We start from the raw sequence: 10,301 nt of genomic DNA, 5'->3' as shown, positions 1-10,301 counted from the left end.
TTCAAGGTGGCTAAATCACACTTAAAGCTGGGTACCGAATTCCAGGGACGGTCATTCGATATGATGATTAGCCACACGACAATAGTCTTTACTCGTTATCTCATCCTTGAGTGGGAACGTAGACAAAATAACGACGAACGCTCGCTAGGAGGATTGTTTTACCTTTTTGCAGATGAAGTAATGGATTTAGACTTAAAAACAGCATTGCGCCAATTGATGACATTTGTACTCGATCTATTACCGAATAAACCCAAAAACAAAGAATCGCTTAGTCAACTACACAACTGGATCAGTGCATTGCCCAGTTATATCAAGGCTTTATTCGCACAACTGCGGTGCGAAAGTTGAGTAAATAAATAATCTGATCGCCTTGAAAAATCCGGAATGATTCGAAGACATTTGACCAAGAACTAAAGTACTTTAGAAGTGAGATGTATGTAAATGATAATAGCTAAGCTAAAAGAGACATACCCTGCCTTAACCCAGCGTAATTTTCGCTACTATTGGTTCGGCCAATGCATTTCCATGATTGGCACCTGGATACAGGCTACTGCTCAACAATGGCTAGTCTATACATTGACTAAATCTGCGCTTCTATTGGGTTTACTTGGTGTTGCCCAATTTGGTCCAGTCATGTGCTTATCCCTGTTTGCAGGAGTATTCATTGATCGCTACCCTAAGAAAAACCTAATTATTCTTACCCAAATAAGCCTAATGCTCCAAGCATTCATTTTGGCTTTCCTGGTTTGGTCTGGGCATGTCACCTATTGGAATGTACTTATCCTGGCTGTGCTCCTGGGGCTTGTTAACACGCTTGATCAGCCCACCAGACAATCTTTCATACCGGAATTAGTCGAGAGAAAAGACCTCAGAAGTGCCATCGGTCTTAACTCGGCCATCTTTAATGTAGCCAGAATGATCGGCCCAGCAATTGCCGCAGTTTTAATGGACGAGTATGGCGCAGGACCTCTGTTTTTCCTAAATGGAATTAGCTTCATTCCCGTAATTTTTGGCCTCTATTCAATTAAGACGAAACCTCACGCAACTATAAAAATTCAGAAGAAGATATTTGCCGAGATATTTGAAGGCTTAAAGTATATCAAGCAGTCTCCTCCCCTGCTTAGTGCCGTCTTATGTACGTTGGCAGTGGGTACATTTGTTATGAATTTTAATATCATTATCCCTTTATATGCCTCCGAAGTCCTGAACCAAGGCGTAAAAGGCTATGGTTTTCTCTTATCTGCTACCGGTGCTGGTTCGTTTGTCGGAGCGCTTCTGGTAGCCTCCTGGGCTAAAGGAAATCCTAAAATGTCGCTGCTTTTTGGCAGCGCCTTCATTGTTTCAGCGCTACTTGTGGTAGTTGAGCCAATTCACAGCTTATCCTTAGCCGCTATTACATTTACGATTATCGGATTCTTTAACATTTTATTTATGACAACCGCAAATTCAACACTCCAAATTAATTCCAGCGAACAATTCCGAGGCAGGGTAATGAGCGTTTATTCGTTCGCATTTTTAGGGTCTACCCCCATAGGAAACCTATTTGCCGGTAGCATCATGGAAAAACTCGGAGCTGGTATGGGCATTTCAATCTGTGGCGCAGTGTCAGGATTATTAATTGTGCTGATAATTATTACTACCGTAGCTAAGAAGCATACCCACCAGCAAAATGTTTAGCCTCAACTCATCTGACTTATAACCATTTTATAATACGCACCTTGGTTCTTCATGAGCTGATCATGAGTCCCACTCTCCAATATCTCCCCACCGCCAATGACCATTATTTTATCTGCATCGCGAATTGTAGAAAGACGGTGCGCGATTAAAAAACTGGTGTGATTTTTCATAAGAGTCAGCAAGGCGTGCTGAATTTCTTTTTCGGTTTTTGTATCAACGCTGCTTGTGGCTTCGTCCAGAATTAAAATTGGAGCATTGCACAGAATTGCTCGGGCAATGGCTAGCAATTGCCTCTGTCCCTGACTGAGGTTGTCAGTGCTGCCGGTTACAATCGTGCTGTAGCCCTTCGGCAAGCGGGATATAAACTCATCCGCATGTGCCAGTCTCGCTGCCTCTTTGACTTCCATATCTGAGGCACTTGGTCTTGAATATCTGATATTATCGTATATAGTGCCCGTAAAAAGACAGGTGTCCTGCAAAACAACAGAAAAACAACTTCTCAGACTTTGTCTGGAAATGTCCATTATATCTGTATTGTCAATCAGAATTTTCCCTTGATTCAAATCATAAAAACGGGTCAGAAGGTTTACAAGGGTTGTTTTCCCAGCTCCGGTTTCACCGACCAAAGCAATCACTTCACCAGGGTTAACTTTAAAACTTACATTGTTTAAGACAGCTCTGCCCGTACTATAGGAAAACGAGACATTGCAAAACTCGACTTCTCCTTTAGGGCTAACCAACTCTTTTACGCCAGGATTATCCGCAGCCTCTTCCTCTTCATCCATAATTTCGAAAACTCTTTCCGCCCCAGCCAGAGCCGACTGAATGTTATTAAACATCCCGGCTAAATTATTTAACGGCATCCCGAATTGTTTCGAATAGGTAAGAAAGCTTACTACTACCCCAATGGTTATTATCCCCTTTACCGATAATATTCCTCCGGCACACGCTATAAAAGCAAAGCTTATATTATTGATTACATTCATAAACGGCATCATAAAACCAGACCAGATCTGGGCCTTGGTGGAATAACTGCAAAGCTCACGGTTGATAGAGTTAAAATCGTCTAAAACAGTTTGTTGTCGGTTGAACGCTTTAACCATTTTAAGTCCGACAATGTTCTCTTCAATTACTCCGTTTAAGGCACCCAGCTTTTGCTGTTGCCCGATGAAGTATTTTCGACTGCGCCGGGCAATCGTTTTTGTCAACAACAAAAAAAGCGGTATAGACACTATGGCAACAAGTGTTAATAAGGGGCTTAAGATCAGCATCATGATAAAGGATCCCGAAATTGTAAAAATGCTAGCTATGAGCTGAGTTGTGGTCTGCGAAATAGTACTACTGATATTATCGACATCATTGGTTATCCTGCTCATTGTATCGCCGTGCGCTCTTGTGTCATAAAGCTCCAATGGGATCTTCTGCAGCTTGGAAAAGAACTCAAATCTAATATGCTTTACTAGTTTTTGGGTGACCTGGGTCATCATCATACCGTTTAACGTGTCAATAATCCAGCTCGCCAAGTAGCATACGACAAGCGCGAAAATTATGAGAGTCAAAAGAGACGTATCAATTGAGCTTGTCTTAATGTTGAAGGTATTGATTGCTTTACCCAATAAAAATGGTGTGAAAAGAGAAGCTGTAGAGGATAAAATTGTCAATAAAACCGCCATTAGAATAGATTTGCGCCAGATCATAAAAATCTTCATTAATCTGAGCAGAGTTTCTTTGGTATTCTTTGGCTTTGCGCTTGGGGCAAAGCGCTGAGCTCCACCGCCCAGCCTTCCCAGTTTAGGCATGTTGGCAACAGTTCTAACCTTATTATTTTCAGCCATATGTTTTACCTCTATTCAAGTCATCGCCAATTTGTGAGTCAAAAATTTCCTTATAGGTTTTACAAGAATGCAGCAACTCATCGTGGCTACCAAATCCGACATTCACACCATTGTCGAGCACGAGGATTTTATCAGCGAACATGGCAGTTCCTATCCTTTGCGTTATCATCACTATCGTTTTATCAGTATTAACTGTTTTTAAAGAGTGTCTAACCTTCGCTTCTGTCACTGCGTCAAGGGCGCTTGTGCAATCGTCCAAAATCAATAGTGGCGATTTTTTGACCAACGCCCTGGCTATGGAAATACGTTGCTTTTGACCACCCGAAAGGTTTACCCCGCTCTGGCCAATAATACTACCATATTGATCCGGTATATTTTGAATAAATTCATCAGCTTGAGCTGCCCGAGCCGCATGAATGACCTCCTCTTTTGAGGCATTCGGATTGCCCCAAGCTATATTCTCAAAGACAGTCCCTTTAAACAGCATGCTCTTTTGCGGAGCTAAGGCAATATTTTCTCTCAATGTCTTGCAATCAAGTGTTTTAATATCCCTACCGTTTAGATAAATTGAACCTTTTACAACATCATAAAAACGTAGGCACAACCAAGCAAGCGTTGATTTTCCCGAACCGGTGGGACCGATAACCGCCAGCGTTTCTCCTCGCTTAACCTGAAAGGTAAGATTTCTTAACGTTGGTATACCACTTCCGTTCGAATAGGCAAAAGTGACGTCGTCAAATAGGAGTTCTCCGTAGTCATAGTTTATCTTTTGTCCAGATCCTTTAAAATCCCCTTCACTGTTTAACACTTGATTGACTCTTTCAGTCGATGCTTTAGTCCTGACAAAAGTATTGAATACATTGGTTATCATGATAAGAGAAACTAAAATCTGCGCCATATAATTAATGAACGCTGCGATCTTGCCAACTTCAATATCTCCCTTCCCGAAAAGAATACTTCCCAGATAAAGGATCGTAGCAATTCCTATACTGACGGTCAGAGACATCAGGGGGGAAAAGTACGCAATAATAAGCTGGGAAGACACACTTTTTTTAGATAAATCCGTATTGGCACGATCGAACTTCCCTTTTTCATCTTCATAGCGTCCAAACGCTTTTACCAGTCTGATTCCCATGAGGTATTCCTGAACAACCGTATTGACTTTATCAATGGCATACTGCACTCTTGAAAAGCGTATGTAGCTCATTTTCATGCTAATCACAATGAACGTCGCAACGATTGCCACAACAAAAAACAGAATTATGCTCAGCTGGGGGCTTAACATGACTGCCAGGATGATACTGCCTAGGCAGATAACAGGTGCTTTAAAAAAAATTCTCATCATACTGTTGATGAATTGTATTACCTGAGAGGTGTCGTTTGTCATCCGGGTTATCAACGAACCGCTCTCAATTTTATCTGCACTGATTTCGGAAAAATTCATAATCTTTGTAAATAAGTCATATCTTAAATCCGCACCAAAGTTTTGAGATACCTTGCTTGATAAGATATTCCGGGTAGCTGCGAAGCACGCCCCGAAGGCTGTTATCATAAGCATCAACAGACCTAGTTTTATTACAGTTTCTACCTGACTATTTTTCACACCTTCGTCAATAATACGCGCCATTATTGTTGGCTGCAGTAGATCGCAAATTGCTTCAAAAAATACGCAACTAACCGCTATGAAAAATAAAACTTTATATTTGTTAAAATAACACTTATAAATACCCATCATTCTCTTGTTTTCCTACCTTTTAAACTATAAATTTCACATTATGCCTTATATAATTTAACTCCTGAGCTATCCAGAATATCCACCCCTATCTGAGCATTGCTTTAAATCAGCACGTCCCAATCTCTCACTCAAAAAAGTAGCACAAAGGATGAGACTTCCGCCTATCATTTGCATAAAGCTCATGGTCTCTCCCAGAAACACCGCTGCAATGATCACTGCCGAGATTGGATCGATATAGCTTAAAACAGCTATAGTCTGTCCATTAAGTTCTTTGACCGATATGAAATATAAAAAGTAGGCAATACCAGTATGAATAATACCCAGTATTAAAATATTAATAATAGAAGCAGGTGAGTTCAAACCTGAAAAATCCATATGGTCTTTTATAAAAACATAAGGTGAAAGTACTATAGCAGCTACTATTAATTGAACTAAAGTTGTTTCAAAACCTTCCAAATTTCTTATAAATTTATTCATTAGAATCACACTGGCATAGAGCACGGCCGCTGAAAGACCATATAGTATACCGACAATGTTATTAGTCGAGCTACTTGTTCCACCAACTCCGATGTTAACAACCAGAAATAAGCCAATCATTGCTGTAACAATACACCCTACCTTCACAGGGGTCAGTTTTTCTTTAAGAACTAAGGGCGCCAATACAATTACAAATATTGGCGCGAAGTAATAACTTAAAGTAGCATTGGATATCGTCGTGTACTTATACGACTGGAACAAAAGTATCCAATTAAATCCAATCGCAGAACCTGATAATATTAGAAGTACTAAATTCTGTTTCAGGGATTTAAAAGAAGGCTTTCTCCTACCAAACAGAATGACACAAATCAGAAATAAGCTGCCTATAACTCCCCTCAGTAAGGCTATTTCACTTGAGGAGAGATTAATATTCTTAACGAAAGCCCCAATACTTCCAAAGATGAGCATAGCCGTTATGATTTTAAATTTTCCGTTCACCATATTCCTCCTATTCCTAACAACCCCATACCCTCCCGTGATAAGATAGGAATTACGTCAAATTTAATTCATACGTCTGTTCAGCTAAGTCTTTGCCCCACGCCTTGTTTTCTTGCTCCCTGACTTTCACAAAGCCAGCTTTTACGTACATTTTTATGGCAGTTTCTTGGTCTTCTGTAGTCTCCAGAAATACCTGGTGATATCCTTTCTCCTTGCAGTATTTTATAGCTTTATTCAGCAACTTTGTTCCAAGGCCGTCCCCTCTGAATACAGGATGGAGGATGAACCATCTTAACTGAGCCTGTATCGCTGAATGTCCGACGATAGCTATAGCACCAATCATTTTTCCATTCACTTCTGCAAACCATAACCTATCCTTTTCCGGACTATAGTTTTCCAAAAGATTATAAAAGGTCTTGCAAACATAGCCTTCAAACGCATGGTTATATCCACATTCCTGGGCATAAATCCAACCATGTAAGTGAATTAAATAGCCTACATCTCCTGGCCTCAGATCGTATCGGATTGTAACCTTTTCACGAGCTTGCACAGGTTTTCTTAAAAAAGCATTTTCAATGGTTCTCATGCTCTCCACCACGTTCATTTGATCCTGTTCTGGTAGGCTACTGATCATCTGATAGATTTGACCATTGGATAAGTCGTCCAGTTTCGAAAGGGTATTTTTTCCTTTATCCGTTAAATAAAGGTAGTGTGAACGTCCATCCTCTGCACACTGTACTCTGAATATAAGATTTGCCTTCTCAAAACGTTTTATAATTCTACTTAGATAACCTGGGTCAATTCTTAGCTCTTCGATTAACCTTTTAGCGGTGCAAATCTCCATATGTCCAATATCGTATAAAACTCGGACTTCTGCAAGTGAAAATTCACTATCCAGCATATGCTTGTCTAGTAACCCTAGTATATTGGTATAGAACCGATTGAATCTTCTAATAATATGTATTAACTGCGTAAATCTGGAATTCAAGATAAACCTCCTCAATAATTAGCTTGCTAACGTTATTTAGAGGTAATTATATCAATATTTAATTGACAAAGTCAACTATATTGTGATAGGTGCGTTGTGCCTAAAGACAAGAATTAAACACGGAATGACTCATCGTCTCATTGAGTCATTCCGTGTTTATGAAGAACCATAATATTCACTCAAACTGCGTATTCTGATTGCGGTTCTCAAGACTCATTTAAAGGGTCAGATTTTCGCGGGGGAAATCGAACTAAAAACGTAGTTCCATCAAGTTTAGTTTCAATTTTTATCTGGGCGTTATGTTTATTGGCAATTCTGAAACACATTGGTAGGCCCAAGCCTGTACCATTTTCTTTCGTCGTGAAAAATGGAGTTCCAAGTTTCTCTAGATGCTCTTGGTCGATTCCCTTACCTTCATCCTTTACGCTTAAGATTACGCTTTGCCCATCCATAAATGTTTTAATAGTTAGGCTCCCATCTTGGGTCATAGCTTCCAGACCATTTCGGGCTAAGTTTAATATCAGTTGGGTAATTTCATTCGAATCAAGATCAAGTTCAACTATATCTTCAGGTTCAAAGTTACATTTTTTACCCTGGCTATAGGCATCTGCCACCAGTAATGGAAAAAGATTCTCTAACAACTTGTTTAAACATTGTCGTTTCATCTCTGCCGGTTTATCCTTAGCAAGAGCTAGATAATCTGTAATTATCGTGTTCGCTCTATCCAGTTCCTCGATCATTAATTCGAAATAGTGTTTGTATGTAAACAATTCAGTTTTACTCTGAAGCATTTGAAGAAAACCTCTGATTGTCGTCATCGGATTTCGAACTTCGTGTCCAAGACCAGCTGCCAATTGGCCGATAATGTGAAGACGTTCTAGTTTAGCTATTTCTAACTCTAGTCTTTCTTTTTTCTCAACCTCCTTTTTCAGCTTCTTTGTTATATCCTCGACCATTTTTCCTAAGTTAAGTCGTTGAGTCTTTAATTCTATCAATTCTCTTTTTAGATCTACAAAGTTTTCCCAATCTTTAATACTACAGAATTTTGCTGCAATCAATATTGCGTTCCTCCGTCACATTAAACTTATTCTCGTAGTTAGCTGACCTTTGTCGACAACCAGAATCTTACAGTCACGACTTGAGGATGAGTCTTATTGAAGAAGAAAAGCCCTATTTTTCAACCCTTCAACATATACTCCGTTCGTATCACTTATGATCAGCTTATTGCCTTCACCTCTAAATATTTTATTAACGAATCATATTTTATAATACATTTCGATTATAACTATGGAAAATCCTTCCCTAATTGAATTATTCTTTAATTTAATTATTCTTTAAGAAAGCCTTTTATGACAGATTTTCTTCAATTCTCAATCCATTTTAACTTCATTAAGACCTTGGTTCGATATAATATGTGCATGATATCTGTACCATTTTATTAAAAAGTTACCAGTGTTAAAGATCGTTATCTGGATAAAATAAGTTCAACGAACATTTCCAAATAGAAACTTTATCACAACAATAGAGGAGGTAACTATCATGTCAGGAGAAAGAAACACTAATACACCAGCAGCTCAGGGGGCTTCACAGCAATTGGATCAATTCAAGTATGAGGTAGCTAGCGAAATGGGTCTTCAACTCGGCGGTGACCGCACAAGTCGCGAAAATGGTTCTGTAGGTGGCCAAATGACCAAGCGGATGATTCAATTTGCGGAAGAGCACCTAAAAAGCGGCACCAGAATTTAATATGACGCTCAAAAGAGGGATAACAAAGATTATCCCTCTTTTTGGTACCATCCGTATAATTGATAGAATCAAATACTCCTGTAGAGTCTCTTTTTGTTTAGATCTAAGAGCATGTAAAGAATTAACCAATATCTTCCTGGTAGCTCTTAAACTAGGAACATAGGAGTGTATATATGAAAAAAATCAAAGATAGACATATTTTAGGAATTGTTTCAGGTCTTTGCGGTTCAGTTGTAAAAACTGTTATTGATGAGGTTTCTTTGCGCAACAAAATATCTAAACGATCCTATCGAGAAACTGCAGCTGGGGTTTGGGTTAATTCTCGTAGAGAAGCGACTAGTTGGAAAGGCAATGTTTTAGGTGGAATGATGGATGCTGGTTTAAGTATGCTAGGAGGTATAATAAAAGTAAATCTGTTGTCAAAAAACGGAAGAGATCATTATATTGCAAAGGGCGCGTTTTATGGAGTGACATACGGGTCTATTGTTGGCGCATTAATGAGTGGTTTCTCTACTAATAAGGTTAAACCAAAAGATGCTGCAAGTAATCTATCTTATGTTCTATGCAATGCGGCTTATGGAATGGTTACAACTGTTGTAGCAAGTCATATCGGGGATGATTCTATTTTTGATTCCCAGCCTATCAATGATTCTCTAAAGTCAACAATACAAACTACCGAACAACTGTTGAAATCAAATTCTCATAATTATTTTCCAAAGTATAACTCTGAAAATAATTTAATAGATACCCATTTGAATTAACAGCGCGCCAAAATAGGCCCGTTTTGTTTAACGCAGCGTCACCTTGCTTACATCATCCAATGTATCCAGTGCTTGAAAATCCGACATATAAACCTCATTTGGATGCCCAAGTTTCGGACCTCCTATTGTGAATACTTGCTCTGCTGCCATTGCTCTAGGATGAACCTTTGACAAACCGTAACGACAGAACATTGCTACCCAACCAAGTTGATTGGCTAATGCTAGTGCTACTGAAAAATCGTTAGAAGTAAAGAATACAACAGCTTTTTTCACTGGATTTCCCCCTTAGTCATATTTCAACTGATAGATAAATTGGTTATAAAGAAAGTAGATTCTTCAAAATGAATCTAAGATCATGTAAACCATTTGATTCATGGTATGTGTTTCTATTGAAATCGTTCCAAACTCAGAGCCCTTTCACGTTGAGGGCAATTTCATCTGCTCTGACTACCCAAAAAAATATCCCTCAAACCTAAGTCTGAGGGATACATCGTCAATAGTTGGACCTTTTTCGATTTATGAACTGATTTAATCCGCCTAAACACTCCTATTTAATCACGCTTTTACCCATCAAGTATTTATCG

General features: G+C 39.1%; 9 protein-coding genes and 1 pseudogene. 4 read left to right on the top strand and 6 right to left on the bottom strand.

Translation table 11 applies throughout. The annotated features are described in order from the left end of the window. Nucleotides 1–348, top strand: a pseudogene (locus DOT_RS19025) (IS4 family transposase); the annotation flags it as partial. Between the two features lie 93 nt (nt 349–441). After that, nucleotides 442–1,677: an MFS transporter gene (locus tag DOT_RS19020; protein WP_009622272.1), complete on the top strand. Its 1,236-nt coding sequence runs from the start codon at nt 442–444 to the stop codon at nt 1,675–1,677. 2 nt (nt 1,678–1,679) lie between these two features. Here DOT_RS19020 and DOT_RS19015 read toward each other — a convergent pair whose 3' ends face one another. The 5 genes from DOT_RS19015 to DOT_RS18995 form a co-directional block, all read right to left on the bottom strand. Further along, complete coding sequence (locus DOT_RS19015; protein ID WP_009622271.1) at nt 1,680–3,512, bottom strand: ABC transporter ATP-binding protein; 1,833 nt, start codon at nt 3,510–3,512, stop codon at nt 1,680–1,682. Further along, nucleotides 3,505–5,244 carry an ABC transporter ATP-binding protein gene (locus DOT_RS19010; protein ID WP_040412898.1) on the bottom strand — a complete coding sequence of 580 codons (1,740 nt, stop codon included), beginning with the start codon at nt 5,242–5,244 and terminating at the stop codon, nt 3,505–3,507. Before DOT_RS19010 ends, DOT_RS19015 begins: the two co-directional genes overlap by 8 nt. Nucleotides 5,245–5,313: 69 nt before the next feature. Further along, nucleotides 5,314–6,225: an EamA family transporter gene (locus tag DOT_RS19005; protein WP_040412890.1), complete on the bottom strand. Its 912-nt coding sequence runs from the start codon at nt 6,223–6,225 to the stop codon at nt 5,314–5,316. A 49-nt stretch (nt 6,226–6,274) separates the two neighbouring features. Further along, the gene (locus DOT_RS19000; RefSeq protein WP_009622268.1) at nt 6,275–7,210 is read right to left on the bottom strand and encodes a helix-turn-helix domain-containing GNAT family N-acetyltransferase; all 936 of its coding nucleotides are present in this window, start codon (nt 7,208–7,210) and stop codon (nt 6,275–6,277) included. Between the two features lie 206 nt (nt 7,211–7,416). Then, the gene (locus tag DOT_RS18995) at nt 7,417–8,268 is read right to left on the bottom strand and encodes an ATP-binding protein (protein ID WP_009622267.1); all 852 of its coding nucleotides are present in this window, start codon (nt 8,266–8,268) and stop codon (nt 7,417–7,419) included. Between the two features lie 481 nt (nt 8,269–8,749). On the opposite strand from DOT_RS18995, the gene DOT_RS18990 reads away from it, so the two are divergent. After that, nucleotides 8,750–8,956: an alpha/beta-type small acid-soluble spore protein gene (locus tag DOT_RS18990; RefSeq protein WP_009622266.1), complete on the top strand. Its 207-nt coding sequence runs from the start codon at nt 8,750–8,752 to the stop codon at nt 8,954–8,956. A gap of 173 nt (nt 8,957–9,129) precedes the next feature. Further along, nucleotides 9,130–9,717: a hypothetical protein gene (locus DOT_RS18985; RefSeq protein WP_009622265.1), complete on the top strand. Its 588-nt coding sequence runs from the start codon at nt 9,130–9,132 to the stop codon at nt 9,715–9,717. Between the two features lie 27 nt (nt 9,718–9,744). Here the strand turns inward: DOT_RS18985 and DOT_RS18980 are convergent, their stop codons facing one another. Then, complete coding sequence (locus tag DOT_RS18980; protein ID WP_009622264.1) at nt 9,745–9,990, bottom strand: hypothetical protein; 246 nt, start codon at nt 9,988–9,990, stop codon at nt 9,745–9,747. Nucleotides 9,991–10,301 lie beyond the last annotated feature (311 nt).

It is taken from the genome of Desulfosporosinus sp. OT (genome assembly GCF_000224515.1).
Classification (GTDB): Bacteria; Bacillota; Desulfitobacteriia; order Desulfitobacteriales; family Desulfitobacteriaceae; genus Desulfosporosinus.
This window is presented reverse-complemented; position numbering and strand designations above follow the sequence as displayed.